Source organism: Mesorhizobium sp. LNHC221B00 (assembly GCF_000502935.1).
GTDB lineage: Bacteria > Pseudomonadota > Alphaproteobacteria > Rhizobiales > Rhizobiaceae > Mesorhizobium > Mesorhizobium opportunistum.
In genome coordinates this window covers 149,169-175,179 of sequence record NZ_AYWR01000007.1, presented here as the reverse complement: position 1 = coordinate 175,179, position 26,011 = coordinate 149,169, and the positions used below count along the sequence as shown (strand labels likewise).

The 26,011-nt window shown below is 62.8% G+C and carries 31 protein-coding genes, 1 other RNA gene and 1 pseudogene; 14 read left to right on the top strand and 19 right to left on the bottom strand.

Translation table 11 applies throughout. The annotated features are described in order from the left end of the window. Both X741_RS154555 and X741_RS154560 read left to right on the top strand, forming a co-directional pair. Complete coding sequence (locus X741_RS154555) at nt 1-1,032, top strand: peptidoglycan -binding protein (RefSeq protein ID WP_013892515.1); 1,032 nt, start codon at nt 1-3, stop codon at nt 1,030-1,032. A gap of 249 nt (nt 1,033-1,281) precedes the next feature. Continuing rightward, nucleotides 1,282-1,707: a hypothetical protein gene (locus tag X741_RS154560; protein WP_023766118.1), complete on the top strand. Its 426-nt coding sequence runs from the start codon at nt 1,282-1,284 to the stop codon at nt 1,705-1,707. 97 nt (nt 1,708-1,804) lie between these two features. Here the strand turns inward: X741_RS154560 and X741_RS154565 are convergent, their stop codons facing one another. Continuing rightward, nucleotides 1,805-2,158: a DUF1304 domain-containing protein gene (locus tag X741_RS154565; RefSeq protein ID WP_023766117.1), complete on the bottom strand. Its 354-nt coding sequence runs from the start codon at nt 2,156-2,158 to the stop codon at nt 1,805-1,807. A gap of 140 nt (nt 2,159-2,298) precedes the next feature. Between X741_RS154565 and X741_RS154570 the strand changes: the two genes are divergently transcribed. Then, the gene (locus tag X741_RS154570) at nt 2,299-3,717 is read left to right on the top strand and encodes a carboxypeptidase M32 (RefSeq protein WP_023777645.1); all 1,419 of its coding nucleotides are present in this window, start codon (nt 2,299-2,301) and stop codon (nt 3,715-3,717) included. Between the two features lie 66 nt (nt 3,718-3,783). Here the strand turns inward: X741_RS154570 and X741_RS154575 are convergent, their stop codons facing one another. Further along, on the bottom strand, nt 3,784-5,583 hold the full coding sequence (locus X741_RS154575) for an ABC transporter transmembrane domain-containing protein (RefSeq protein ID WP_023766116.1): 1,800 nt from the start codon (nt 5,581-5,583) through the stop codon (nt 3,784-3,786). A 206-nt stretch (nt 5,584-5,789) separates the two neighbouring features. Here X741_RS154575 and rpmE point away from each other — a divergent pair, with 206 nt between their 5' ends. Beyond that, on the top strand, nt 5,790-6,011 hold the full coding sequence (rpmE, locus tag X741_RS154580) for a 50S ribosomal protein L31 (RefSeq protein WP_010912060.1): 222 nt from the start codon (nt 5,790-5,792) through the stop codon (nt 6,009-6,011). Nucleotides 6,012-6,065: 54 nt separating this feature from the next. Here rpmE and X741_RS154585 read toward each other — a convergent pair whose 3' ends face one another. Beyond that, nucleotides 6,066-6,773, bottom strand: a complete 708-nt coding sequence (locus X741_RS154585) for a hypothetical protein (RefSeq protein ID WP_023777644.1) — start codon at nt 6,771-6,773, stop codon at nt 6,066-6,068. A 160-nt stretch (nt 6,774-6,933) separates the two neighbouring features. On the opposite strand from X741_RS154585, the gene X741_RS154590 reads away from it, so the two are divergent. Beyond that, nucleotides 6,934-8,043 carry an AraC family transcriptional regulator gene (locus X741_RS154590; protein WP_023777643.1) on the top strand — a complete coding sequence of 370 codons (1,110 nt, stop codon included), beginning with the start codon at nt 6,934-6,936 and terminating at the stop codon, nt 8,041-8,043. Between the two features lie 16 nt (nt 8,044-8,059). On the opposite strand, the gene X741_RS154595 is transcribed toward X741_RS154590, so the two are convergent. Then, entirely contained in the window at nt 8,060-8,701 is a 642-nt protein-coding gene (locus tag X741_RS154595; protein WP_023777642.1) for a TetR/AcrR family transcriptional regulator, read from the bottom strand. 111 nt (nt 8,702-8,812) lie between these two features. Here X741_RS154595 and X741_RS154600 point away from each other — a divergent pair, with 111 nt between their 5' ends. Then, on the top strand, nt 8,813-9,292 hold the full coding sequence (locus X741_RS154600; RefSeq protein ID WP_023777641.1) for a DUF1772 domain-containing protein: 480 nt from the start codon (nt 8,813-8,815) through the stop codon (nt 9,290-9,292). Nucleotides 9,293-9,349: 57 nt separating this feature from the next. Then, entirely contained in the window at nt 9,350-9,499 is a 150-nt protein-coding gene (locus tag X741_RS1000000168230) for a hypothetical protein (RefSeq protein ID WP_023777640.1), read from the top strand. Between the two features lie 18 nt (nt 9,500-9,517). On the opposite strand, the gene X741_RS154605 is transcribed toward X741_RS1000000168230, so the two are convergent. From X741_RS154605 to X741_RS154615, 3 genes are all read right to left on the bottom strand, one after another. After that, the gene (locus X741_RS154605) at nt 9,518-9,835 is read right to left on the bottom strand and encodes a SelT/SelW/SelH family protein (RefSeq protein WP_023777639.1); all 318 of its coding nucleotides are present in this window, start codon (nt 9,833-9,835) and stop codon (nt 9,518-9,520) included. Beyond that, nucleotides 9,832-10,581: a YebC/PmpR family DNA-binding transcriptional regulator gene (locus X741_RS154610; RefSeq protein WP_023766112.1), complete on the bottom strand. Its 750-nt coding sequence runs from the start codon at nt 10,579-10,581 to the stop codon at nt 9,832-9,834. Before X741_RS154610 ends, X741_RS154605 begins: the two co-directional genes overlap by 4 nt. 203 nt (nt 10,582-10,784) lie before the next feature. Beyond that, nucleotides 10,785-11,108: a helix-turn-helix domain-containing protein gene (locus tag X741_RS154615; RefSeq protein WP_023766111.1), complete on the bottom strand. Its 324-nt coding sequence runs from the start codon at nt 11,106-11,108 to the stop codon at nt 10,785-10,787. Between the two features lie 51 nt (nt 11,109-11,159). On the opposite strand from X741_RS154615, the gene X741_RS154620 reads away from it, so the two are divergent. From X741_RS154620 to X741_RS154630, 3 genes are all read left to right on the top strand, one after another. Beyond that, the gene (locus tag X741_RS154620) at nt 11,160-11,642 is read left to right on the top strand and encodes an SRPBCC domain-containing protein (protein ID WP_023777638.1); all 483 of its coding nucleotides are present in this window, start codon (nt 11,160-11,162) and stop codon (nt 11,640-11,642) included. A 24-nt stretch (nt 11,643-11,666) separates the two neighbouring features. Next, nucleotides 11,667-12,059: a VOC family protein gene (locus X741_RS154625; RefSeq protein WP_023777637.1), complete on the top strand. Its 393-nt coding sequence runs from the start codon at nt 11,667-11,669 to the stop codon at nt 12,057-12,059. Between the two features lie 126 nt (nt 12,060-12,185). Continuing rightward, nucleotides 12,186-12,659: an SRPBCC family protein gene (locus X741_RS154630; protein WP_023777636.1), complete on the top strand. Its 474-nt coding sequence runs from the start codon at nt 12,186-12,188 to the stop codon at nt 12,657-12,659. Here the strand turns inward: X741_RS154630 and X741_RS154635 are convergent. The 6 genes from X741_RS154635 to ssrS form a co-directional block, all read right to left on the bottom strand. Beyond that, nucleotides 12,656-12,943: a BrnA antitoxin family protein gene (locus X741_RS154635; protein ID WP_023777635.1), complete on the bottom strand. Its 288-nt coding sequence runs from the start codon at nt 12,941-12,943 to the stop codon at nt 12,656-12,658. The genes X741_RS154630 and X741_RS154635 overlap by 4 nt on opposite strands. Then, nucleotides 12,924-13,106, bottom strand: a complete 183-nt coding sequence (locus X741_RS1000000170850; RefSeq protein ID WP_245272695.1) for a BrnT family toxin — start codon at nt 13,104-13,106, stop codon at nt 12,924-12,926. The genes X741_RS154635 and X741_RS1000000170850 overlap by 20 nt, the downstream gene beginning before the upstream one ends. 179 nt (nt 13,107-13,285) lie before the next feature. Next, nucleotides 13,286-14,053 carry a TerC family protein gene (locus tag X741_RS154640; protein WP_031249992.1) on the bottom strand — a complete coding sequence of 256 codons (768 nt, stop codon included), beginning with the start codon at nt 14,051-14,053 and terminating at the stop codon, nt 13,286-13,288. Nucleotides 14,054-14,123: 70 nt separating this feature from the next. Next, nucleotides 14,124-14,948 carry a YmdB family metallophosphoesterase gene (locus X741_RS154645; protein ID WP_023777632.1) on the bottom strand — a complete coding sequence of 275 codons (825 nt, stop codon included), beginning with the start codon at nt 14,946-14,948 and terminating at the stop codon, nt 14,124-14,126. 70 nt (nt 14,949-15,018) lie between these two features. After that, a complete protein-coding gene (locus X741_RS154650; RefSeq protein ID WP_023777631.1) occupies nt 15,019-15,606 on the bottom strand; it encodes a 5-formyltetrahydrofolate cyclo-ligase in 588 nt (195 codons plus the stop codon). Nucleotides 15,607-15,701: 95 nt separating this feature from the next. Continuing rightward, nucleotides 15,702-15,857, bottom strand: a non-coding RNA gene (gene ssrS, locus X741_RS1000000168220) — 6S RNA. Nucleotides 15,858-16,004: 147 nt separating this feature from the next. On the opposite strand from ssrS, the gene X741_RS154655 reads away from it, so the two are divergent. The 4 genes from X741_RS154655 to msrB all read left to right on the top strand — a co-directional run bounded on the left by X741_RS154655 (nt 16,005) and on the right by msrB (nt 19,066). Next, the gene (locus X741_RS154655) at nt 16,005-16,844 is read left to right on the top strand and encodes a MoxR family ATPase (RefSeq protein WP_023777630.1); all 840 of its coding nucleotides are present in this window, start codon (nt 16,005-16,007) and stop codon (nt 16,842-16,844) included. Nucleotides 16,845-16,922: 78 nt separating this feature from the next. Continuing rightward, nucleotides 16,923-17,369, top strand: a complete 447-nt coding sequence (locus X741_RS154660) for a GNAT family N-acetyltransferase (RefSeq protein ID WP_023777629.1) — start codon at nt 16,923-16,925, stop codon at nt 17,367-17,369. A gap of 6 nt (nt 17,370-17,375) precedes the next feature. Beyond that, nucleotides 17,376-18,566: a VWA domain-containing protein gene (locus X741_RS154665; protein WP_023777628.1), complete on the top strand. Its 1,191-nt coding sequence runs from the start codon at nt 17,376-17,378 to the stop codon at nt 18,564-18,566. Nucleotides 18,567-18,661: 95 nt separating this feature from the next. After that, a complete protein-coding gene (msrB, locus tag X741_RS154670; RefSeq protein ID WP_013892492.1) occupies nt 18,662-19,066 on the top strand; it encodes a peptide-methionine (R)-S-oxide reductase MsrB in 405 nt (134 codons plus the stop codon). Nucleotides 19,067-19,132: 66 nt separating this feature from the next. Here the strand turns inward: msrB and X741_RS154675 are convergent, their stop codons facing one another. From X741_RS154675 to X741_RS154695, 6 genes and pseudogenes are all read right to left on the bottom strand, one after another. After that, on the bottom strand, nt 19,133-19,426 hold the full coding sequence (locus X741_RS154675) for a hypothetical protein (protein WP_023777627.1): 294 nt from the start codon (nt 19,424-19,426) through the stop codon (nt 19,133-19,135). After that, complete coding sequence (locus tag X741_RS154680) at nt 19,427-19,867, bottom strand: hypothetical protein (protein ID WP_023777626.1); 441 nt, start codon at nt 19,865-19,867, stop codon at nt 19,427-19,429. Nucleotides 19,868-20,059: 192 nt separating this feature from the next. Then, a complete protein-coding gene (locus X741_RS154685) occupies nt 20,060-20,320 on the bottom strand; it encodes a DUF2312 domain-containing protein (protein ID WP_010912082.1) in 261 nt (86 codons plus the stop codon). Nucleotides 20,321-20,482: 162 nt separating this feature from the next. After that, nucleotides 20,483-24,030 (bottom strand): annotated as a pseudogene (gene pyc, locus X741_RS01000000166490) (pyruvate carboxylase). A 294-nt stretch (nt 24,031-24,324) separates the two neighbouring features. Continuing rightward, nucleotides 24,325-25,443 carry a branched-chain amino acid ABC transporter substrate-binding protein gene (locus tag X741_RS154690; protein ID WP_023766095.1) on the bottom strand — a complete coding sequence of 373 codons (1,119 nt, stop codon included), beginning with the start codon at nt 25,441-25,443 and terminating at the stop codon, nt 24,325-24,327. A 137-nt stretch (nt 25,444-25,580) separates the two neighbouring features. Beyond that, entirely contained in the window at nt 25,581-25,928 is a 348-nt protein-coding gene (locus tag X741_RS154695) for a DUF6867 family protein (RefSeq protein ID WP_023777625.1), read from the bottom strand. Nucleotides 25,929-26,011 lie beyond the last annotated feature (83 nt).

Genomic DNA, 26,011 nt, shown 5'->3' with positions numbered 1-26,011 from the left:
GTGGCCCTGGCACGGGCGCGGCGCGCCGATCGCCGCATCGACTATTGGCCGGGCTTCGTCGATGCACTGTCGACGCTGCTGCTGGCCATCATGTTCCTGCTCACCGTCTTCGTGCTGGCGCAATTCCTGCTCGGCCGCGAAATCTCCGGCAAGGATACGGCGCTGTCACGCCTCAACTCGCAGATCAACGAACTGACCCAGCTTCTGGCGCTGGAGCGCTCGACAGCACAGGACAAGGATGATTCGCTCGCCAATCTGCAGGCGTCGCTATCGGCGGCGGAGGCCGAGAAGAGCCGGCTCGAACAATTGCTGGCGCAAGGCGCCGGCGCCGGCGACGCCGCCAACCAACGTGCGGCGGCGCTCGGCGGAGAACTCGACAACCAGCGCCAGATCAGCCAGCAGGCGCTGAGCCAGGTCGAAATCCTCAACCAGCAGATCGCCGCACTGCGCAAGCAGATCGGCGCGCTCGAGGACGCCCTCAACGTGTCCGAAACGCGCGACCGCGATTCCAACACCAAGATCGCCGATCTCGGCCGCCGCCTCAACGTCGCGCTGGCCCAGCGCGTGCAGGAACTGAACCGCTACCGCTCCGACTTCTTCGGCCGCCTGCGCGAAATCCTCGCCGATCGCGAGAACATCCGTATCGTCGGCGACCGCTTCGTCTTCCAGTCGGAAGTGCTGTTCCCGACCGGCTCCGAGGTGATCAACGATGCAGGCAAGGTCGAGATGAAGAAACTCGCCGATGCCATCATCGAGCTGCAGAAGGAAATTCCGCCGGAGATCAACTGGGTGCTGCGCGTCGATGGCCACACCGACAACAAGCCGCTGTCCGGCACCGGCCGTTATCGCGACAATTGGGAACTGTCGACGGCGCGCTCGACCTCGGTGGTCAAGTTCCTGATCGAGAACGGCGTGCCTGCCAACCGGCTGGTCGCCGCCGGCTTTGGTGAGTTCCAGCCGCTCGATCCCGCCGACACCGAAGAGGCGCGCAACAAGAACCGCCGCATTGAACTCAAGCTCACCGAACGTTGATCCATCATCACGCGATGTCACGGGAATTTGTTCGCCGGCTCAACTCTAGGGCGCAAAGCGCGACCGGCAAGGCCTGAAAAGATTATCTTTTTTTAATTACACTTCGCGCCAGAGCGCTCCTAGCTTGCTGCGCAGGGCCGAGAACCGCCGGCGATGCCTCTCATCGCGACGCGACGGAACCGGACGGCCCGCGTCCGGAACGCGGGGCGGCAAGGCCGCTCCCTTTTCCCCAGCAAAAGGAGGCGCGTCATGCGCTCTTCAGCATCTCTCAAGACTGCAACCCTTGCCGCAATACTGATTGCCGCCCCTCTTGCCGGCGCCTATGCCGCGGGCCATCACAAGGGCGCGCTCGACGCCGCCCCACCGACCGAAATGGCGCGCCCGCGTGTCGAGGCTCTCATCGAGCAGGCGCAGGGCGTCCGTCAGGGCATCGTGGACGCAAGACAGGCTAACAACATCACCCCGGCGGTCGCCGAACACTTGGAAATGCGCACCAACCAGATCAGCCAGGCCGCCGAGAAGATTGCCGCGTCGGATCACGGCAGGATCCCGTCAGCGCAGTATCGTGACCTGCTGCGCCGCCTCGACAATGTCGACCAGCGGCTGAGGGGCGACACCGGCAGCGGTTTCATGATGGGCGACGGCTCCGACGGCGGAAACTATCCGAACGGCTGAGGCTATCCCGCCTGGAAAGGTCCCAGAGGAAGGACCACCTGGCGCCTTCGGGACCCCAATCCCGCGGGCGCCCTTTTTCCTGATCGGCCGAGTTTGCCTACCAGCCAAGCCAGACCGCGATCAGGGCGAGCACAGCCGGCACGGTCTGGATGAACAGGATCTTGCGGCCGACCGTTGCCGCGCCGTAGAGGCCGGCAATGGCCACGCACAACAGGAAGAAGACCTTGACCTGGAAACCGGCCGCGCCGAGGTAAAGCCCCCAGATCAGGCCGGCGGCGAGAAATCCGTTATAGAGACCCTGATTGGCGGCGAGCACCTTCGAGGCGCTGGCGAATTCCGGCGTCAGGCGAAATGTCTTGTGCCCGCGCGGCGTGTCCCAAAGCACCATCTCGAGATAGACGATGTAGACATGGATCAAAGCCACCAGCCCGACCAGGATGTTGCCGATCATTTGCTCCCCCTTCATTTGGCCCGTCAGCATTTCATGCGCGACGGCGTCGGCGCAAGGCGCATCTGCCGGACGATCTCTGAGGGTTGCCAACGCTTTTGCGTTGGTGTCTTTTCGCGCCGTCCTCAATCACGGAAGCCGCCATGTCCTTTCAGAAACTCGACGATCTCGGCCACAAGCTTGAAGCGCTCGAGCATGCACTGGCCATCCTCGGTGCCGATGAAGCGACCCACATGGCCGTGGGCGGTGGCGAAAAGCGTGCCGAGGCGATGGCAGCCCTTGCCGGCATGTACCACACCAGGGCGACCGCACCGGAGATATCCGACTGGATCGCCGCCGCCGAAGGTGAGGTGCTCGACGACGAGCAGCGCGCCGCACTCACCGAACTGCGGCGGCAATACACCAATTTGACCTGCCTGCCGGTCGAATTCGTCGAACGCCAGACGACGGCGCGCATGCGTTGCGAGCAGCTGTGGCGCGACCTGCGCGCCAAGAATGATTGGGCGGGCTTTCAGCCGGCGCTGGAGGGCGTGGTGGCGCTGGTGCGCGAAGAGGCCGCCCTGCGCTCCGACGTGCTCGGCCTCGCGCCCTATGACGCGCTGATGGAGCAATACGACCCCGGCAACCGCGTCAGATCGGAAGAGCACACGTCTGANAAGCATCCTCTGAAGCCGCTTTCGGGCACTTACGCGATCGACCGCCAGCGCGAACTCGGCCTTGCCATGATGGCGGCGGTCGGCTTCGACCTGACACACGGCTCGCTCTCGGTGTCGCACCATCCCTTCTGCGGCGGTGTGCCGAGCGACGTGCGCATCACCACCCGTTACAAGACATCGGATTTCCTGTCGGCGCTGATGGGCGTGCTGCATGAGACCGGGCACGCGCTCTACGAACAGAACCTGCCCAAGGCATGGTCGCACTGGCCGCTCGGCAAGGCCCGCGGCATGGCCGTGCATGAAAGCCAGAGCCTGTTCGTCGAAAAGCAGATCGGCCGCAATCCCGCCTTCTGGCGCTGGGCTCTGCCAGTGGTGGAAAAGCATCTCGGCGAAGCCTGGTCGCTCGACGATATCCTGCCGCATGTGCACCATGTCGAGCGCGGCCTGATCCGGGTCGACGCCGACGAGGTGACCTATCCGCTGCATGTCATCCTGCGCTACGAACTGGAGCAGGAACTTGTCACGGGCCGGCTGGAGGTGGCTGATCTGCCCGAAGCCTGGGACGCCAGGATGCGCGACTATCTCGGCCTCTCGACCATTGATAATCCTGCCGACGGGCCGATGCAGGACGTGCATTGGCCAAGTGCTGCCTTCGGTTATTTCCCCTCCTACACTCTGGGCGCGATGATGGCGGCGCAGCAATGGGCCGCGCTGACGCGGGAGCATCCGTCGGTCGATGACGATCTGGCGAAAGGGAATTTCGCTGATATCAACGACTGGCGCCGCAAGAAGATATGGTCGCAAGGATCGCGCTGGTCGACCCCGGAGTTGCTCGAGCGCGCCACCGGCGAAAAGCTCAACGCCGCGTATTTCGTCAACCACCTGAAGCAGCGCTACGGCGGCTGAAACCGGCCATCGCGCCATTCCGGCTTTCGGCGACCGGCGGCAACAGCCCGCCGGATCGGAAAATGCCTACTCCGCCGCGCCCCGGAAGGCGCTGGCGCCGGTCTCGAACTGCAGCTTGGCCAACCGTGCATAGATGCCGCCTTTGGCGACGAGGCTATGGTGCGTGCCTTCCTCGACGATCGAGCCGCCATCCATGACCAGTATCCTGTCGGCCTTCAGCACGGTTGCCAGCCTATGGGCGATGACGATGGTGGTGCGGCCCTGCATCAGCCGTTCGAGTGCCGTCTGCACCAGCGTCTCGCTTTCGGCGTCGAGCGCCGACGTGGCTTCGTCGAGCAGCAGGATCGGCGCGTCGCGCAGGATGGCGCGGGCGATCGCCACCCGCTGGCGCTGGCCGCCGGACAGCGTCACGCCGCGCTCGCCGACCTGACTGTCATAGCCTTTGTCGAGCTTGAGGATGAATTCGTCGGCCAGCGCGTCCTTCGCCGCCGCCTCGATCTCGGCTTTGCCGGCGCCCGGCCGGCCAAAGCCGATATTGTCGCGCGCGGTGGCCGCGAAGATGGTGACGTCCTGCGGCACGATCGCGATGCGTTCGCGCACCGAGGCGGGATCGGCCTCACGCACGTCGACGCCGTCGATCAGCACCTTGCCGGTTTCGGGATCGTAGAAGCGCAAGATCAGCGAGAAGACCGTGCTTTTGCCCGCACCCGAAGGACCGACGATCGCCACCGTCTCGCCGGGCATGACCTGAAAGCTCAGCCCGTGGACGGCGGCGCGGTCGGGTCTGGCCGGATAGGAGAAGGAGACGTCGTCGAAGACGATCGCTCCCCTGGCGACCGCCGGCAGCGGCTTCGGATCGGCCGGCGCCTGGATCGCCGGCTCCTCGGCCAGGATCTCGGTCAGCCTTTCTGCCGCACCCGCGGCCTGCGCAAGTTCGCCCCAGACTTCCGACAGCGCGCCGAGCGCACCGGCGGCGAACACCGAATAGAGCAGGAACTGGCCGAGCGTGCCCGGCGATATCGTGCCTTCGAGCACGTCGCGCGAGCCGAACCACAGCACCGCGACGACGGAAGAGAAGATGGTGAAGATGGCGAAGAAGGTGAGGAAGGAGCGCGCGAAGATCGAGGCACGGGCCGCCTCGAAGGCAGCCTCCACGGCGCTGGAGAAATGGCCGGTGACCAGCTTCTCATTGGTGAAGGCCTGCAAGGTGCGCACCGCGCCGATCTGCTCGCTGGCATAGGCGGTGGCCTCGGCCAGCGTGTCCTGCGCCTGCCTTGACTTGCGCCGCACCGACCGCCCGAAGGCGACCAGCGGCAGCACGATGACGGGAATGGCCGCAATGACCAGGCCCGACAGCTTCGGGCTGGTGACGACCATCATTCCCACCGCGCCCAGGCCAAGGATGACGTTGCGCAGCGCGACCGAGGCGGTGGCGCCGACCGCCGATTTGACCTGCGTGGTGTCGGCGGCGAGCCGTGACACGATCTCGCCCGACTGGGCGGTGTCGAAGAAGGCAGGCGACAGCGTCGTCACATGGGCAAAGACATCGCGCCTGATATCGGCGACGACGCGCTCGCCTAGCGTGATGACGAAATAGTAGCGGCCGGCCGAAGCCGCCGCCAGCACGGCAGCCATTGCCACAAGGGCGGCGAAATATTCGGCGATGAAGATGGTGTTGGCTGAGGAGAAACCATGGTCGATCATGCGCCGCACGGCCAGCGGCAGCGCCAATGTCGTTGCCGCCGCGATGGTCAGCGAGATGAGGGCACCGACAACCAGCGTGCGGTAATGCGTTATATAGGGGAACAGGCGGCTGAGCGGCTTGAGCGAGCGTCGACGCTCGTCTGCGCTGCTGGATTGCGCCATCTCGATGTTTCCTCTAGCCGCCTCGGTGTGTGCGCCTCAATATGCGCTCGCCGCGGCCTTGTGATTCAATTCCGGCTGATGTATAGGCACGCCGACCGTTTTAGAAGCCGTGGCTCCTCAATAGCTGCGGCTTCGAGTTTTAAAAAGGGGCGCATCGACGCAGGCCATTGGCCCGTCAGTGGCGCCGGCAAGCCAGGAACCGAACCATGAAGAGCGCTATTCATCCCGACTACCACACCATCAAGGTCGTCATGACCGACGGTACCGAGTACACGACCCGTTCGACCTGGGGCAAGGAAGGCGATACGATGAACCTCGATATCGACCCGACCACCCACCCGGCCTGGACCGGCGGCCAGCAGACCCTGCTCGACCGCGGCGGCCGCCTGTCGAAGTTCAAGAAGCGCTTCGAAGGTTTCGGCCTCTAAGCCCAGTCGGCATTGCCGCAGATCAAAAACCCGCCTTCGAGGCGGGTTTTTTGTTCAACGAATGGTGGCACGAACAAAGTCACCCTTGATGACAACCGAGGGTTTGGCGCCGGCGGTGCTGACAAGCGAACTGTCGACCAAGGACGCCGTCGCGGCGACCGAATAGCTGATCGCAACCCCCTGCCCGAAGGACAGCGTGGCATCCAGCGCCTTGCCGGTGATGGCGATGTTTTCGTCCTGCCTGACGCTGCCGAAGGCGAGATTGGTTTTCAGCGCGTCGCCTCTGAGGTCGACGGTCGAGGCATGCCCATCCAGCGAAATATCGGCCGCCTTGCTGGTTATGGCGATCGTGGAGAAATCCCCCGACATGTTGGCCTGCAGCGCCGCCTGGTCGATCGACACCGAACTCTCGGGCTGAATGTTGGCGTTGATCTCGACCCTGCAGTCGGAGGGATCCAGCCATGAGGAGGGGGCAACGTCGATACGCAATGTCGAGGCCTCCAGCTTCATGTCGCTGGCAAGGCTGCAGTCATTGGCGAACCAGCTCGAATACCAGCGCGCGAACCAGCCTTCGCGGCGGCTGCCGATCGTCGCCTGGTAAGGCGCAGAGGCCGAAGTGGTGAGCCTGACGGAACTGGCTTCGCCCGATATGACGACGGCGCTCACGCCGGCGAGATCAAGGGTCTTGCTGGCATCCCCGCTTGCTGGTGACGCAAGCACGACGCTGCAGAATGAAAGCAGGCCAAGAATTGCGGATTTCATTGATATCTCCGATCATGTGTGGCGGTCCCGGCTGGACCGTGGCGCTGTCGGAATGACCCGGGACGTCGATTTCCGCGACCTCGATCGCGATCCGGGACGACCGTGAACGCAATCCAGGTCATTGTCGGTCGCTGCCAGCCTTGGGACCACGCTTGCGATCATGATCTTCATTCCCCTGCCGTTCGTCGTCGCCCTGCTGCTCGTGATCCTGCTTGTGCAGATGATCCGCGCAAAGGAGACCGATCTGCGCGAGCACATCGCCTTCATGCTACTGATGGCCGCCTATGCCTTGCAGTCGGTGCTGATCGGCATCCGCTGGGGTTATGATGTCAGGGCCATGATGCCGGTCCAGTCGGTGCTGGCGACGCTGATCGCACCGCTTGCCTGGATCGCCTTCAGCGGCTTGACGAAGGAACGATCGGAGCATCGCCTGGCACGGCTGTGGCCGCATCTGCTGCCGGCCTGCCTGGTTGCCTTGCTGCTGATCTTCTGGCGCGAGCCGGTCGGCCCAGTGATCATCCTGGTGTTCCTGTCGTATGGGCTGGCGCTTCTCTGGCTTGCACTGGCCGGCCCGGATGTCCTTGTCGAATCGCGCCTCGACGGCGTCTCGCGGTCCTACCGGTCGCTGTGGGTGACGGCGCTGGCGATCCTCGCGTCACCGGTCACCGACATCATCATCAGTTTCGACATGCAATGGACCGGCGGATCTCATTCCGGCGCGGTGATTGCCGGCGGCAACGTGCTGGCGCTGTTGCTTCTCGGCGGTGCTGCCGCGGTCGCCAGCGAAACCGCCGCACCGGACGAAGACGAGGAAGAAGAGGATGAGCCTCGGGGGCAAACCGCGCCGCGGATAACCAGCGAAGACTCCGCGGTCGCGGCGGCGGTCGACGCGCTGATGCAGTCGAAGGCACTTTACAAGGATGTCGATCTCAACCTTGGGCGCATCGCCAGGCGGCTCGGCCTGCCGGCAAGGCAAGTGTCGTCGGCGATCAATCGCATTCACGGATCGACCGTGTCGCAATATGTCAACAACCAGAGGATCGACGAGGCCCGCCGCCTGCTGGCGACGACGGACGAACCGATCACCCGCATTATGTTCGACGCCGGTTTCCTCAGCAAATCGAACTTCAACCGCGAGTTCCTGCGCATCACCGGCCTGAGCCCGAAGGCCTGGCGGCTTGAGCACCAGCCGTCGGGCGGTGCGATGTTGGTCACATCCTTGCCGACCGCGTCCTTGCCGGCCACATCTTTGCCGGAGGGAGGAAGATGAACATGCGCAGGGCCACTCAGTCTCCGGTCAATTCCCGCAGCGCCATGCGCTTGTAGGCGGCGACCAGCCTGTCGCCCTCCTGCCGCTCGACCGAGATCGCCAGCCGCATCGCGGCTTCGCCCATCTGCCACACCAGAAACGCGATGGTCTCCAGCGCCACCGGATCGGCTCGCGGACGCAATCGCTTCAGCACCGCCAAAAGGAATTCAGCATTGGCCCGGCTGTCGGCGAGTTCCAGCTGGCGCAGCGCCTTGTCGGCCTGCGTGCCCGACCAGATGTCACGCATCACCGGCTCAGCCAGGAACAGCCGGTAGTAGATGTCGACCAATTCCGAGAAAGCCCGCCGCAGGCCTTCTGCATCACGGACATCCTTGAGCGCCGCTGAAATGCAGGCCTGGCTCTCGGCAGTGTAGCGCTCGGCCAGCGCCCAGATGATCGCCCGCTTGTCGGGAAAGAACTGGTAGAGCGAGCCGATCGAAACCCCTGCCCGTTCCGCCACCTCGCCCATGCGCATGGCATCGCTGCCCTGCTCGGCGATCAGCGCCGAGGCGGCGGCCAGCATGCGCTCGACCCGCTCGCGGCTGCGCTGCTGGGTTGGCGCGCGCCGTGGCGACGCAAGCTGTTCCTGCGGCGAAACAGGCGCTGCGGTGTCCTCCATGATGGCTCCGATTTCAACAAAATGGCCAGGCAATGGCTTGACTCGAAAAATACGAGGGTTTATCACGTTTTGCAAATGTGAGGATTATTCATATTTTCTGGAGCAACCGACATGATCGCGAAATCTCTCCCCACCTTGATCTTCTTCGCCGCAATCGGCTCCGGCGTCGTCGGCGGCGTGTTCTTTGCCTTTTCCAACTTCGTCATGCCAGCGCTCGCCCGCCTGCCTGCGGCGAGCGGCATCGCCGCGATGAACTCGATCAACGTCACCGTCATCACCCCGGCTTTCATGACCGCACTTTTCGGGACCGGACTGATCTGCCTTGTGCTTATCGCCGGCGCCATCATCGGTTGGAGCCAGCCGGGCTCGTTCTGGCTTCTCGCCGGCGCGCTGATCTATCTCGTCGGCAACCCGATCGTGACCATGGTCTTCAACGTGCCGCTCAACGATGCATTGGCGGCCGTCGACCCGGCCAGCAGCGAAGGCGCAATGCTGTGGTCCCGCTACCTTGATGAATGGGTGATGTGGAACCATGTCCGCGCCATCACGGCAATAGCCGCTATGGCATCTCTCTGGTTCGCCGCGCGTTGACGGCAGGAGTCATTTCCAGCGCCTGAAAAGTTCAGGACGATCGTCGGGAGACGCGTTTTGAAGGATCAATATTCGACTATGGCCTTCGGCATGGCAATCGGAGTTGGTATCGGCGCCGCGATCGGCACCGCCCTTGACGACTTTCCGGTGGGCATTGCCATGGGCATCGCGATTGGCGCCGCCTTCGGTGCATGGCGAGGAAAATGACGGCAGCGCTGGCGACCTCTACGCCTTTGTTTTCCGATCGGCATGACCGAGGTCGCGATCCGGGTCGATGACGTCGCGCACCAGCTGCTTCAGTTTGGCCGCATCCGGAAAGCCGCCGTCGCGCTTGCGGTCCCAGACCAGCACCTCGTTGCAGGAGATGGTGAAGATGCCGCCGGTGCCGGGCACCAGCGTCACTTCACCGAGATCCGTGCCGAAGGTGGAGAGCAGCTCCTGCGCCATCCAGCCGGCGCGCAGCAGCCATTGGCACTGCGTGCAATAGGTGATGCGGATGCCGGGCAGCCGCTTTTCGTCCACGCCGGGTTGAGCTGCGCTCATGCCGCGCTGAGCTTGGCCAGCGTCGCCTCATCGACTTCGAAGTTGGCGTAGACGCTCTGGACGTCGTCGTCATCCTCGAGCGTGGCGACCAGCTTCATCAGCGACTGTGCGCGCTCTTCGTCGACCGGAACGGTGTTCTGCGGCTTCCAGATCAGCTTGACCGATTCCGCTTCGCCGAGCGAGGCTTCCAGTGCCTTCGACACCTCGCCGAGGTTCTCGAAGGCACAATAGATCGTATGGCCTTCCTCGTCCGACTCCACATCGTCGGCGCCGGCTTCGATCGCCGCGTCCATGACCTTGTCGGCACTGCCGGCCGACACCGGATAGTAGATCTCGCCGGCACGATCCCACATGAACGACACCGATCCGGTTTCGCCCATCGCCCCGCCGGCCTTGGTGAAGGCGGCGCGCACGTTGGAGGCCGAGCGGTTGCGATTGTCGGTCAGGGCCTCGACGATGACGGCGACGCCACCGGGACCATAGCCCTCGTAACGTACGGCTTCGTAGTTTTCGGCATCGCCCATCGAGGCCTTGTTGATGGCGCGCTGGATGTTGTCCTTCGGCATCGACACCGCCTTGGCGTTCTGGATCGCCAGGCGCAGGCGCGGGTTCATCGAAGGATCGGGCGTTCCGCTCTTGGCGGCAACGGTGATTTCGCGCGCCAGCTTGGAAAACATTTTCGACCGCACCGCGTCCTGACGGCCCTTGCGGTGCATGATGTTCTTGAACTGTGAATGGCCAGCCATGGCACCCCTGTCGTGTTCGGCTAGAGCATGCTGCGACGAGGTGGCTCACCTCGCTTTTGCAAAATGCTCGAATTCAAAATTTCAGAGCGTCCCGGGTGCAACTCGCGGAAGCACGGCGTTCTCTGTCGGAATGGCCGGCTTATAGATAAATCGGCTCAATTCGTCCAGCCGCGCCGCGTTCGCAACGGGAGAGACAGCGCGGCTCACGCCTCGAGATCGGATTTCAGCCGGTCGATGATGCTGAGCGCGTGGCCGGCATACTGGCTGATCCAGCGATCGTGGATCTGCTTGATCGGCAGCGCGTTGAGATGGTTCCAGCGCTCGCGTCCCTCGCGGCGCGCCACGATCAGCTCGGCCTCCTCCAGCACCTTGAGATGCAGCATGACGGTGCAGCGGTCGATGTCGGGAAAGGCATCGCACAGCATCCCCGTGGTCTTCGGCTCTTCCTTCAGCTGGTCCAGCATTTCGCGCCGGCGCGGATGCGCCAGCGCCTTGAAAACATTGTCGTCTTGCGATCGGCTTGACATGTTATGTTTCTATAACATATCCTCGGGTCAAGCAAGGAAGGAGTTGTGGATATGTCTCTTGGATTCAAGGTTTCCGGACGCATCGGCAAGCCCGTCGCCGAAGTCTTCGACGCCGTCGTCAATCCGAAGAAGCTGAGCGGCTATTTCACCACCATCGGCGGCGCTAGCGCACCGCTTGAAGTCGGCGCGGGCGTCGTCTGGTGGGGCAAGGTGCCGGTCGAGGTCGACGAAGTGGTCAAGGACAGCCGCATCGTGCTGCGCTGGGATGCCACCGACGCCGACGGCAAGCCCGCCTACAAGACCCGTATCGAGATGAACTTCGAGCCGCTGGACGATGGCGGCACCTTCGTCACCATCGCCGAAAGCGGCTGGCAGGAGGGCGCGGTCGGGCTGAAGAAATCCTACCTCAACTGCGAGGGCTGGTCGCAGATGCTGGCCTGCATGAAGGCCTATGTCGAATATGGCATCAATTTGCGCGACGGCTATTACCGCAGCGAGATGAAGGGCGAACCCGCCAACGAGACCAATGTCTGATCTTAATCAGGACGGAGCCCCGCGATGACGAAAGTAACGCCATTCCTGATGTTCGAGGGCAAGGCCGAAGAGGCCATGACCCTTTATTGCGAGACCATTCCCGACAGCGAGGTCCTTGACGTCACGCGCTACGGCGCCGGCGAGGATGGCCCGGAAGGCGTGGTCAAGCTGGCGCGCGTGTCCATCGCCGGCCTGGAGGTCATGGCCTTCAACAGCCCCGTGCATCACGCCTTCACCTTCACACCCTCGGTCTCGCTCTACGTGGACTGTTCCTCCGAAGAGGAGCTGAACCGCATTGTCGAGATCCTGGCAAAGGACGGCGTGTTCCTGATGCCGCCTGACAATTACGGCTTCAGCCGCCGCTTCGCCTGGCTGAACGACAGGTTCGGCGTCTCCTGGCAGATAAATCTGGCCTGAGGCAACTTGGGGGTGAGGCAACTCCGGGATGGCGCTTGGCGTTTGCTGTCTGGAACCGCGTAAACGCCGGTCGCGGTGCGATGAACGACCTTTCGTGCGATGAACGACCTTTCGAAGGAGGCCACCATGGAAATCCGCGAAACACCAACCGCCGAAGCAGGCATGCTGATCCGGCGGCCCGTCGCCGAGGTGTTCGAGGCCATCGTCGATCCGGCCATCACCACCAAATTCTGGTTCACTGACGGCAGCAGCCGGCTGGACAGCGGCAAAGAGGTTCGCTGGGAATGGCGCATGTATGGCGTCTCGACGACGGTCAATGTCAGCGAGATCGTCAAGAACGAGAAGATCGTCATGCAATGGAGCGATCCGCCGACCACGGTGGTCTGGACCTTCACCGAAATGCCTGATGCGACCTTTGTCGAGGTCCGCAATTTCGGCTTTGCCGGCAATGGCGACGAGCAGGTGAAGGAAGCCGTCGGCTCGACCGGCGGCTTCACGCTCGTCCTGGCCGGCGCCAAGGCCTGGCTGGAGCAAGGCCTGACATTGGGCCTGATCGGCGACCGTCACCCAAAGGGCGTGCCGGGGAGTGAACCAACTTAGGTTCTACGCCGTTCCTGTTCGATCACATGATGGCGGAGCACGCGATTGATTTCGGTTTGATAACCGCCGCTCCCGACATGTTCCTTGAACCAAGATAGCACATCAGCATCGAGTCTGATGGTCACCGGCTGTTTGAGTGGTCGGTAAAGATGTCCGCGGCGAGCATGAACCCAATTCTCCGCCGGAACCTCCGGGATATCGGAAGTATCAATCTCGCTGTCAGGCAAGTCAGCCAGCTTGGCGAGTTGATCGCGCTGACCCCGACTAAGGTTCTTCTTGCTCATAGCGCCTCCTTTCATGCGGTTTCGCTTTCCGGGCGCCAACAATCCTAATCCGTTCTTCATCTTCGCGATCAGGATACGTGTGGACAACCAGCATGACCACTACGGCTCCGATCGCCCCGATCGCATGCCACCGTTGTTCGCCATCTTCAAAGCGGTCAGGCACTATGAGATGAAGCGGATCATCGAACACTTTTGGGCCAGATCGAACGCGATGCCGTGCTTGGCAAGGTTGCGCCTAGCTTTTTCAAAGTCCCATTCGAACTGCAAAACAGCACCGTCGATTTACAGTAATGTACGTACAATTTCGTAAGATATCCAGTTAGGCGTCCGGCAAGTGCCGCCTCAGTGCCGGTCGCCGGATTTCGCCTTCTTGCGTCGCCGCGCCAGCATGTTGAGGCCCTCGACCAGCGCCGAAAAACCCATCGCCGCGTAGATATAGCCCTTGGGCACGTGATAGCCCATGCCGTCGGCGATCAGCGTCATGCCGATCATCAGCAGGAAGCCCAGTGCCAGCATGACGATGCTCGGGTTCTTGGCGATGAAGTCCGCCAGCGGCCCGGCCGCAAGCATCATGACGCTGACGGCGACGATCACCGCGATGTACATGATGGCTATCTCGTCGGTCATGCCGACTGCGGTGATGATCGAATCTATCGAGAAGACGAGGTCGAGCAGCAGGATCTGGAAGATCGCGCCGGCAAGGCTGATCTGCAGCGTCTCGCCCATCATCGAGTCCTTGTGGTCGTCGGGATCGACCGTGTGGTGGATTTCCTTGGTTGCCTTCCACACCAGGAACAGGCCGCCGGCGATCAGGATCAGGTCGCGCCAGGAAAAGCCGTGCCCAAACGCCGTGAACACCGGCGTCGTCAGCTGGACGATGATCGAGATGGTGGCGAGCAGCACCAGCCGCATGATCAGCGCCGCCGAGATGCCGAGCCGTCGGGCACGGGCGCGTTGCGCCTCCGGCAGCTTGTTGGTCAGGATCGAGATAAAGATCAGATTGTCGATGCCGAGCACGATCTCGAGCACAACCAGCGTCAACAACGCGACCCAGGCCGTTGGATCGGAAACAAATTGAAAATGCGGCGCAAGGAACTCGATAAGCTGCATGGAGGTCGTCCCCTCTACGATCTAGAGCAGTGTCGCCGGCAGTTAGGTATTGCGAACGCCTATATCAATGTCACGTCCAGAAGGACGGAGCCGTTTCTTCCAGGCGCGGCCCGCGACGAAACGGCGCGATTTTCTCGGTCAGTCCCGTCCGGTCGGAAATGGTGACGCCGACGCCGCACAATGTCGCCGGTCCGTTCGCCGCCTCGAACCGGCCTTTCGGCACTTTCGACAGGAACCGGTTGAGCGGCTCCTCCTTGTCCATGCCGAGCGAGGAATCATAGTCGCCGCACATGCCGGCGTCGGACAAATAGCCGGTGCCGCCATTGAGGATCTGGTGGTCGGCGGTCGGCTGGTGGGTGTGGGTACCGACGACGAGGCTGGCGCGGCCATCGACGAAATGCGCGAAGCACATCTTTTCCGAGGTTGCCTCGGCGTGAAAGTCGATCACCACGGCATCCGCCTGCTCGCCGAGCGGACAGGCGGCAAGCTCGCGTTCACCGGCCTGGAACGGATCGTCGAGCTCGGGATGCATGAACACCCGGCCCATGATGTTGGCGACCAGCACGCGCGCGCCGCTCCTGGCGATGTAGACGCCGGAACCGCGCCCGGGCGTGCCCTTGGGGAAGTTGGATGGCCGCAGGAAGCGTTCCTCGCGTGGCGCGAAGGCCAGCGCATCGCGCTGGTCCCAGACATGGTTGCCGGTGGTGACGACATCGGCGCCGGCGGCGATGGTCTCGCGGAATATCTCCTCGGTGATGCCGAAACCGCCGGCGGCATTCTCGCCATTGACGATGACGAAATCGAGTTTGAAGTCCGAGATCAGGCCGGGCAGTTGTTCCCAAACCGCCGTGCGTCCCGTCTTGCCTACCATGTCACCGAGGAAGAGAAGTCTCATATGATCCCGCACCGAAAGTCAGCGAAGCAAAAGCTGCATGACGCCAGTGAAAGATCATGCGTCCATTTATCTACAATTTTGGCGTGAAGCGGCGCAACCCGGTCTCGGTGAGTATTTCCGGGATGATGATGTCGTGGGGTTCGTCCGGAACCTGCGGAACTTCCTGGCAGTCGAAGGCGATGCCTATCAGCCGGGGCGCATGGCCATTGTCGACCAGTCTGGCGATGGCGCGATCGTAGTAGCCTGCGCCATAGCCGATACGATGGCCGCGCGCGTCGAAAGCGGCGAGCGGCACCAGCATCACCGAGGGGTCGAGCACCTCGGCCTCGTGGTGCGGGCCGACCGTGCCAAAACCCATCTCGACCATCGGCGCACCGCGCACCAGCTCGCGAAAGACGATTGTCGTCCTGTCGAGAATGGCAGGCAGGCAGAGCCTTGCTCCTTTTTCGCGCAGGGCGAACATCAGCGGCCGCACATCGACCTCCGAGCGCATCGGCCAGAAGCCCGACACGATCTGGCCGGGTTCGATGGTGAGCTGGTCGCGCGCCGTCTCGGCCATTTCGAGCGCAACTTCCACACGCCAGAATTCATCAAGCGCATCGCGGCGGCCGAGAGCCTCGAGCCGCAGCTGTTTTTTCAGGTCTTTGAGAGATGTCATGCCGCGACGATAGAAAAGGTCAAATCTGGATGAAGTTTTAGGAGCGACGTTTTCTACCGCAACATCCACCGGAATGCGCGGAGATGGGCAAGAAGTGACGATCCACACAACCGGTGGAGAGAGCGATCCCGGGAACCTACAAAGTAGGTGGGCGCCGTGTGAGAAAACCCACGGGTCTTCCCAGGGACAGCTCCCTAAGGATCGTTAAGGCCCCGGGGAAAATGTTCTCCTGCCGGGAAGCGCAGACCGTCCCGCCCAATATAGGCCGCCGGTCGGCTAAGCGCCAGAGAATTGGCGTTCTTTCCCCGCGGGTCTTGCACAGTCGTCACGGACACCCCCACCCTTGCGCGGGCCGAGCCGCCTCCTTACGGTCGCCTGGAATGAATCAAGGAGCAGAAATGCGTTTCGAAGGCACGGAGGCCTATGTCGCCGACAAGGATCTGATGGTGGCGGTCAACGCGGCGATCGCGCTGGAGCGGCCCTTGCTGGTCAAGGGCGAGCCCGGCACCGGCAAGACCGAACTCGCCCGCCAGGTGGCGGCGGCACTCGGCCTCGACCTCATCGAATGGCACGTCAAATCGACGACGCGGGCCCAGCAAGGTCTTTACGAGTATGATGCCGTGTCGCGGCTGCGCGACAGCCAGCTCGGCGATACCAGGTTCAACGACATCAAGAACTACATCAAGCGCGGCAAGCTCTGGCAAGCCTTCGCCGCCGGCAAGAAGGTCGTGCTCCTGATCGACGAGATCGACAAGGCCGACATCGAGTTTCCCAACGACCTCCTGCAGGAGCTCGATCGGATGGAGTTCTTCGTCTACGAGACCGGCGAGACCATCCGCGCCGCCGTCCGTCCCATTGTCATCATCACCTCCAACAACGAGAAGGAGCTGCCGGACGCCTTCCTGCGCCGCTGCTTCTTCCACTACATCCGCTTTCCCGACGTCGAGACGCTGCACAGGATTGTCGACGTCCATTATCCCGGCATCAAGCACGATCTGGTGCGCGCGGCGCTCACCCAATTCTACGAGATCCGCGAAGTGCCGGGGCTGAAGAAGAAGCCGTCGACCTCCGAGGCGCTCGACTGGATCCGCCTGCTGGTCGCCGACGATATCGCGCCGGAGGATTTGCGCGCCGACCCGAAGAACGCGCTGCCCAAGCTGCACGGCGCATTGCTGAAGAACGAGCAGGACGTTCATCTTTTCGAGCGGCTGGCCTTCTTGGCGCGCAGGCAGGGTTAGCGCTTTCCCCGGCTGTGGACCGTTGCCGTTAGCCGAACAGGTGGGCAGCTTCGACCTGACCCCTTCGGAGGAAACGAAATGACCGAGATCACCGTCCGCCCGCTTGCCCAATCCGACCATGCCGACTGGCGGCGGCTGTGGACCGACTACCTGACCTTCTACGAGACCAAGCTGCCGGAAGAGATCTACGCCATCACCTGGAAGCGGCTGTTCACTCCGGGTGAGTTCGAGCCGAAAGGCTTCATCGCCACACTGGGCGGCAAGGCGGTCGGTCTCACGCACTACCTGTACCACCGCTCCGGCTGGTCGGAGAAAAACAACTGCTACCTGCAGGATTTGTTCGCCGACCCGGACGTCCGCGGCAAGGGCATCGGTGCGGCACTGATCGAGGCGGTCAAGCAGGAAGCCGGCAAGATCGGCGTCAAGAATGTCTACTGGATGACGCACGAGACCAACACCACCGCGCGCAAGCTTTACGACCACGTCGCCCGCCGCACGGGCTTCATCGAGTACGATTTGCTATAATCGGCCATGTTCATCCCTTTCTTCCTCGAACTGAAGGCCGCGCGCGTTCCCGTCTCGCTCAGGGAATATCTGTCGCTGCTGGAGGGTCTGGAAGCCGGGCTGGTCGACTTCGACGTCGAAGGTTTTTACTACCTCGCCCGCGCCGCCCTGGTGAAGGACGAGCGCCATATCGATCGCTTCGACCAGGTGTTCGCGCATATCTTCAAGGGCATCGAGGCGCTGGGCGGATCGGATGCGGTGGATGTCGCCAATATTCCCGAGGAATGGCTGCGCCGGCTTGCCGAAAAGCACCTGACCGAGGAAGAGAAAAGACTGGTCGAGGCGCTCGGCGGTTTCGACAAGCTGATGGAGACGTTGAAACAGCGGCTCGAGGAGCAGAAGGGCCGCCACCAGGGCGGTTCGAAATGGATCGGCACCGGCGGCACCTCGCCCTTCGGCGCCTATGGCTACAATCCCGAAGGCGTGCGCATCGGCCAGCATGAAAGCCGCAATCGCCGCGCGGTGAAGGTGTGGGACAAGCGTGAATTCCGGAATTTCGACGATGCCGTCGAACTCGGCACCCGCAACATCAAGATCGCGCTGAAGCGGCTGCGCCGCTGGGTGCGCGAAGGCGCCGAGGAGGAATTCGACCTGCCCGGCACCATCCATGCCACCGCCGAGCACGGCTATCTCGACGTGCAGACCCGGCCCGAGCGGCGTAACGCCGTGAAGCTTTTGATGTTCTTCGATGTCGGTGGCTCGATGGACGATCACATCAAAAGCGTCGAGGAGCTGTTTTCGGCCGCCCGCGCCGAATTTCGCCAGCTCGAATATTTCTATTTCCACAACTGCCTCTACGAGGGCGTGTGGAAGGACAACCGGCGCCGCCATGCCGAAACGGTCCCGACCTTCGACTTGATCCACAAATACGGGCCGGACTACAAGGTGATCGTCGTCGGCGATGCCTCGATGAGCCCTTACGAGATCGCCCATCCCGGCGGCTCGGTCGAACACTGGAACCCGGAAGCCGGCGCTGTCTGGCTCGGCCGTCTGCTGCGGCAATGGCCGAACGCGGTATGGCTCAATCCGGAGAGCGAAAAGAACTGGGGCTTTACCCATTCGATCGCGATGATCCGCGACATCTTCGGCGGCCGCATGTTTCCGCTGACGCTGGCCGGGCTGGAAGGCGCCACGAAGCAGCTTTCAAGGAAGCATTGAGTGCGCCAGAACTGGGCATGTCCGTAACAAATGCCTATCTTGGTGCGAATATGAGCTTGCAACCAATAACGAGCCGCCAAGGCTGAGGAGATCACATGGACACCCACACCTATCCCGTTACTCGCACCGACGCCGAATGGCGCGCCCGGCTGACGCCGGAGCAATATGCGGTCATGCGCGGCCACGGCACCGAGCGTCCGGGAAGCTGCGCCTTGCTCTACGAGAAGCGCGCCGGCACCTTTTCCTGCGTCGGCTGCGACCAGCCGCTGTTCGAATCCAAGCTGAAGTTCGAGAGCGGCACCGGCTGGCCGAGCTTCAACGATCCGGTGCCAGGTTCGGTCGAGAACACCATCGACCGCAGCTACGGCATGGTCCGCACCGAATGCCACTGCGCCCGCTGCGGCAGCCATCTCGGCCACGTCTTCGAGGACGGCCCGCCGCCGACCGGCCTGCGCTACTGCATCAACGGCGTGGCGCTGAAATTCGAACCGGCCGCCTGAACGGCAGCCTATAGCTCCGGAAAAGGGCGGCCCGGGCCGCCCTTTTTTAATGTCTGGTGCCGTTCTTCAGACGACCACGGTGGCAATAAGCCAGAGTGCGGAGCCCAGCAGCATCAGTGAGGCCTTGGCGCCGCTCTCGGCCGTCCGCCACACGGCCGACGTCAGGAAGATGTTATAGGGCACCGGCGCGAAATGCACCGCCAGAACCAGCCACAGCGGCAGCTTGAGGCCGAGCAGGACCAGCGCCAGCGCCGAAGACGCCATATTGATCAATGTCCCGGCGAGCATCATGTCGCGCCAGAACAGCCGGTCGAGCGGCACCTGGCCAAGCCAGCGCGAACGGAAGAAATCCGCGATCACCTAGCCCTGCCCCAGGACTTCAACAACGGCGCGCTCGACACGTGAGCATTCCGTCACCAGCCAGTCGGTCATCGCCGGCCAGTTGTCCTCGGCATAGCAGTTCACCCGCCACATCGAATTGATGCCGAGGCCCTCGCAACTTTGCTCCGGTCTGAGCTTCAGCCTGTCTTCGATCGCCGGCTGGAACGGCTTCAGCCGCGACCAGCTTTGCGTGGCGCCGAACTTCTCGTTGCGGCCGAAGAAGACGCCGACATGATTCTGCGCGGGCGCGACATACATGGACAGGACCAGGGCAAAATCGGGCAATCCGCGCTGCCAGAACCAAGGCCCACGCCGCGCCAGCCGCGCCCTTTCTTCCGGATGCCGTTCAGCGAACTGCGACCAGAAGCCGCGATGGCGGAATTCCGAGGCGCGACGGCCGCCAAAGTCGAATTCGCTCATGGTTCGATGCCGCTCCAGCATCACCCAGGTTTAGATCGTTGCCGAGCCCTTAGAGGCTGTTTCGAAATTCGCTCTGGCGAGTCATATGGTGGTGGTTTCGAGAACCGGAGCGGAGCGGACATTGGTCCATGAGCACCGGAAGCGCAGAAAACGCCATCAGATGGCCGCCAGAGTAGAATTTCCAAACAGTCTCTACACCATGCCGAGCGCGGCCATATACAGATCGAGGATGGCGTCTTCCTCCTGGCGCTCGGCCTGATCCTTCTTGCGCAGACGGATGATGGTACGGATCGCCTTGGTGTCGAAGCCGGTGCCCTTGGCCTCGGCGAACACTTCCTTGATGTCGTCGGCGATCGTCTTCTTTTCTTCCTCGAGCCGCTCGATGCGCTCGATGAGGGCACGCAGCTGGCCGGCGGCAACAGTCTGGCTGGTCTCGGTGATATCGTCGGCCATGTTTTTCTCCAAAAAATCGGTTCTGCGCCGCGACTCGGGGACCGTGCCACGGCGAATTTCAGCGGTTCGATGCCCGACCGGGGGCACGGGGTCAAGCGGTTATCGAACAGCGCGCCAAGGGCTGCCGACAGAAGCCGACAGCCTGCCCGCTTGAGTGAGCCTTCAGGCGAAGGCGATCAGCAAATCCTTGGCATCGATCTGGTCGCCGGCCTTGACCAGCACCTCGGCGACCGTGCCGTCGCGCTCGGCATGCAGTGCCGTCTCCATCTTCATGGCCTCGATGGAGAGCAGCACGTCGCCGGCCTTCACAGCCTGGCCGGCGGCGACCGCAAGCGCGGAAACCACGCCCGGCATCGGCGCGCCGACATGCGCCTCATTGCCGGGTTCGGCCTTGCGGCGCGCCTTGGCGGCGGAGGCGCCATGCGCCCGGTCCGGCACCTTGACGCGACGCGGCTGGCCGTTGAGCTCGAAGAACACGGTGACCATGCCCTTGTCGTCGACATCGCCGATGGCCAGGCACCGTATCACCAGCGTCTTGCCCTTCTCGATGTCGACGAAGATCTCGTCTTCCGATTTCATGCCGTAGAAATAGGTCGGCGTCGGCAGGACGCTGACCGGGCCGTAGGCTTCCTGCGCCGCGGCGAAGTCGGAAAACACCTTCGGATACATCAGCCACGAGGCGAACTCGTATTCCGAGAGTTTGCGCTCGAGCTTCTCCTCGATCTCCTTGCGGCTGGCCTTGAGATCGGCGGGCTTCAGCAGCGAGCCGGGCCGCGCCGTGATCGGCTTATCGCCCTTCAGCGCCTTTTTCTGCAGCGCTTGCGGCCAGCCGCCCGGCGACTGGCCGAGATCGCCGCGCAGCATCGAGACGACCGAGTCCGGGAAGGCGATGTCCCTGGCCGGGTTCTCGACATCGGCGACCGTCAGATCCTGGCTCACCATCATCAGCGCCATGTCGCCGACAACCTTGGACGACGGTGTTACCTTGACGATGTCGCCGAACATCAAATTGACGTCGTGATAGGTCTGCGCCACCTCGTGCCAGCGCGTCTCCAGCCCAAGCGAGCGCGCTTGTTCCTTGAGGTTGGTGAACTGTCCGCCCGGCATTTCGTGCAGGTAGACTTCCGAGGCCGGTCCTTTCAGGTCGCTTTCGAAGGCGGCATACTGGTTGCGCACCGCTTCCCAGTAGAACGAGATTTTGCGGATCCATTGAGGGTCGAGGCCCGGATCGCGCTCGGTACCCTTCAGCGCCTCGACGATCGAGCCCAGGCAAGGCTGCGACGTGTTGCCGGAGAAGGCATCCATCGCCGCGTCGACGGCGTCGACGCCGCTCTCCACCGCCGCCAGCACCGTCGCCGCCGACAGGCCCGACGTGTCGTGGGTGTGGAAATGGATCGGCAGGTCGGTCGCCTCGCGCAGCGCCTTGAACAGCACGCGGGCAGCGCTCGGCTTCAGCAGGCCGGCCATGTCCTTGACCGCGATGATGTGGGCGCCGGCGGCCTGCAATTCCCTGGCCAGCCCGACATAGTATTTCAGGTCGTACTTGGCCCGCGCCGGATCGAGAATATCGCCGGTGTAGCACATCGCCGCTTCGATCAGCTTGCCCTCGGCGCCGACCGCGTCCATGGCGACGCGCATGTTCTCGACCCAGTTCAGGCAGTCGAAGACGCNATCGCCGCTTCGATCAGCTTGCCCTCGGCGCCGACCGCGTCCATGGCGACGCGCATGTTCTCGACCCAGTTCAGGCAGTCGAAGACACGGAACAGGTCGATGCCGCCGCTTGCGGCCTGCTTGACGAAATGCTGCACGACATTGTCGGGATAGTTGGTGTAGCCGACGCCATTGGCGCCGCGCAGCAGCATCTGCAGCAACACATTGGGTGCCGCCTCGCGCACCAGCGACAGCCGCTCCCACGGGTCCTCGGTGAGGAAGCGCATCGCCACGTCGAAGGTCGCGCCGCCCCAGCATTCCAGCGACAGAAGCTGCGGCAGGGCGCGCGCATAGGTGCCGGCGATGCCGGCTATGTCATGCGTGCGCATGCGGGTCGCCAGCAGCGACTGATGGCCGTCGCGCATCGTCGTGTCGGTGACCAGCACTTCCTTCTGCTCGCGCATCCAGGCGGCGAACTTTTCCGGGCCGAGCACATCGAGCTTCTGCTTGCTGCCGGCGGGGACGTTGCCGTTGAGATAGGGCACCACGGGCGGCGCCGCATCGGCCTTCGGCATCGGCCGGCCGCGTGTCTCGGGATGGCCGTTGACGCTGACGTCAGCCAGGTAGTTGACGAGCTTGGTCGCCCGGTCCTGCCGCTTGACCTGCTGGAACAGCTCCGGCGTCGTGTCGATGAACTTGGTCGTATAGGAATTGTCGGCGAAGCTCGGGTGATTGATGATCGCTTCGAGGAAGGTGAGGTTGGTGGCGACGCCCCGGATGCGGAACTCGCGCAAGGCGCGGTTCATGCGCGCGATGGTCTCGGCAGGCGTCGGCGCCCAGGCCGTCACCTTCTCCAGCAGCGGATCGTAGAAGCGGGTGATGACCGCGCCGGAATAGGCGGTGCCGCCATCAAGGCGGATGCCGAAGCCGGTGGCGCCGCGATAGGCGGTGATGCGACCGTAATCCGGGATGAAATTATGCTCGGGATCCTCGGTCGTGATGCGGCACTGCAAGGCGTGGCCGTTCAGCCTGATGTCCCTCTGCGCCGGCACGCCCGATTCCGGCGTGCCGATGGCGAAGCCGTCGAGAATGTGGATCTGGGCTTTGACGATATCGATGCCGGTCACCATCTCGGTGACGGTATGTTCGACCTGGATGCGCGGGTTGACCTCGATGAAATAGAACTTGCCGGTATCGGCATCCTGCAGGAACTCGACCGTGCCGGCGCCGATGTAGCTGGTTTCTCGCGCGATCTTCAGCGCGTGGCCGCACAACTCCTCGCGCTGCGACATTTCGAGATAGGGCGCGGGCGCACGCTCGACGACTTTCTGGTTGCGGCGCTGGATCGAGCAGTCGCGCTCGAAGAGATGCACGGCGTTGCCGTGGGTGTCGCCAAGCACCTGCACCTCGACATGGCGGGCCCGCTCGATCAGCTTTTCGAGATAGACCTCGTCCTTGCCGAAGGCGGCTTTCGCCTCGCGCTTGCCTTCCGTAACCTCGCGGGCGAGATCGGCCTCGGCGCGGATGGCGCGCATGCCGCGTCCGCCGCCGCCCCACGAGGCCTTCAGCATCACCGGATAGCCGATCTCCTTGGCCAGTTTCTTGACCGCGTCCATGTCGTCGGGCAGCGGATCGGTGGCGGGGATCACCGGCACGCCGACCTCGATGGCCAGATTGCGCGCCGCCACCTTGTTGCCGAGCCGGCGCATCGTGTCCGGCTTCGGCCCGATGAAGGTGATGCCGGCCTGCGCGCAGGCCTCGGCGAATTCGGGGCTTTCCGACAGAAGCCCGTAACCCGGGTGGATCGCATCGGCGCCCGAAAGCCTGGCGACGCGGATCACTTCCTCGATCGACAGATAGCTCTCGATCGGCCCCATGTCCTTGGTGAGATGCGGGCCGCGCCCGACCTGGTAGCTCTCGTCGGCCTTGAAGCGGTGCAGCGAATATTTGTCTTCCTCGGCCCAGATCGCCACGGTTTTGAGGCCCAGCTCGTTGGCCGCGCGAAAGACGCGGATGGCGATTTCTGACCGGTTGGCGACGAGGATCTTCGTGATGGCCAAGGACTGGGCTCCAGCAGCGGAAGGGAAGAGAAACCGGCGCCATGATTAGCGTGAAAATGCTGCAGTGCAAACAAAATCAACGCGCATTTAAACCGATTTAAATCAATTATCCGGCCAACACTCGCACGCATTCGCTCGAACGGGCGGAACAAGGGCGACAATTTCGATCCTGGATGCGATCTCTCCGGCCTAAGGAGAGCCGGCGAAGAAAGGTCATCGGCCACCGGAATGCGCCAAAGAAAATGCCCGGCGCGTGGCGCCGGGCATCATTGGTCTCAGATCTGTCTGAGTGGATTACGACTTCGGGAACCAGGAATACTTTCCGTCGTCCTTCTTCTTCCACTCGTACATGATGTAGCCTGGCAGCTTCGGGTCGCCCTTGGCGTCATAGGCAAGATCGCCCAGAACGGTCGGGAACGGACCATTTTCATGCATCGCCTTGGCAACGGCCTGCGGGTCGTTCGTCTTGGCGGCAGCGGCCGCCTCGGCGACCACCTGCACGGCGGCGTAGGCGTAGAGCGTGTAAGCTTCCGGCTCGAAGCCCTGCGCGCGGAACTTCTCGACGAGTTCCTTGTTGGCCGGGATCAGGCGTGGGTCGGGGCCGAACGTGTTGAGCGTACCGGCAACGGCGTCGCCCGCGATCGCCGCAAGCTCGTCCGTCACGATGCCGTCGCCCGACATCATCGGTGCCTTCAGGCCCTGGTCCGCGGACTGGCGGATGATCAGGCCGGCTTCGGTATGCAGGCCGCCCCAGTAGATCAGGGTGACGCCGGCTTCCTTCATCTTGGCGATCAGCGCCGAGAAGTCCTTGTCGCCGACATTGATGCCTTCATACATGACTTCCTTGACGCCAGCGGCATTCATTGCCTTCTTGGTTTCGTCGGCAAGGCCCTGGCCATAGGGGGTCTTGTCATGAATGACGGCGACCTTGGCATCCTTGAAATTCGCGGCGATGTAGGCGCCGGCGATGGCGCCCTGCTGGTCGTCGCGTCCGCAGGTGCGGAACACGTTCCACAGGCCGCGCTCGGTGAACTTCGGGTTGGTCGCGGCCGGCGTGATTTCGACGATGTTGTTTTCGGCGTAGACTTCCGAGGCCGGGATCGAGACGCCCGAGTTGAAGTGGCCGATCACGAACTTGACGCCGTCGCCGACGAACTTGTTGGCGACCGAGATGCCCTGCTTCGGATCGGAGACGTCGTCACCGATTTCGAGCTTGATCTGCTCGCCATTGATGCCGCCCTTGGCATTGATCGCAGCGACGGCCGCCTCGGCGCCCTTCTGCAACTGTGCGCCGAAGGCCGCGTTCGGGCCGGTGATCGGACCGGCGACGGCGAACAGTACGTCAGCCCACGCATTGCCGCTGAACGCGATAAGCGCGGTCAGGGCCACGGCGGACAAAAGTGACTTTTTCATTTAAACGCTCCCATTAACGGAGTGGGCGTGGATGAAGCTTTCATGCGATGCCCACCCTTATCGCAGAAAGCATAGTTTGCCGATTTTCAGGCACTTGTCACGCCGTTTCATCCCTGACGCGGCGTTAATGATGAACGTCAACCTTTCGGTTTCCAGCTCAAAATCGAAGCTCTTTCGTAGAGCCAATTATACTGTGTGACCATCTGGTTGGTTCGTGTGTATTGATAGCCGACGAAGCCCAATATCATCAGCACGATGGTGTCTACGACATAGTAATGCAGCGAGAACATCGTGCCGTCGAACAGCGCATGATGGATGAAGCGGATGCCGATGCCGAGCCCCAGCAGATAGGCGAACAGCTGAATAAAGCTGCGCCACGTCTGGGCGCTGGCCTTGCCGGTCATCCAGGCAGCCCAGCCGCCGAGCAGGCAGGTGACGAAGAAGAACTGCCAGATCGACGGTTCCTCATAGAGAATGCCTTGCATGGTGAAGTCTCCCTGGCATGATCCCGACAAGTTCCAGACTTTCGGACAAAGATCATGTGACAAACAATTTGGAGCGGAATGCC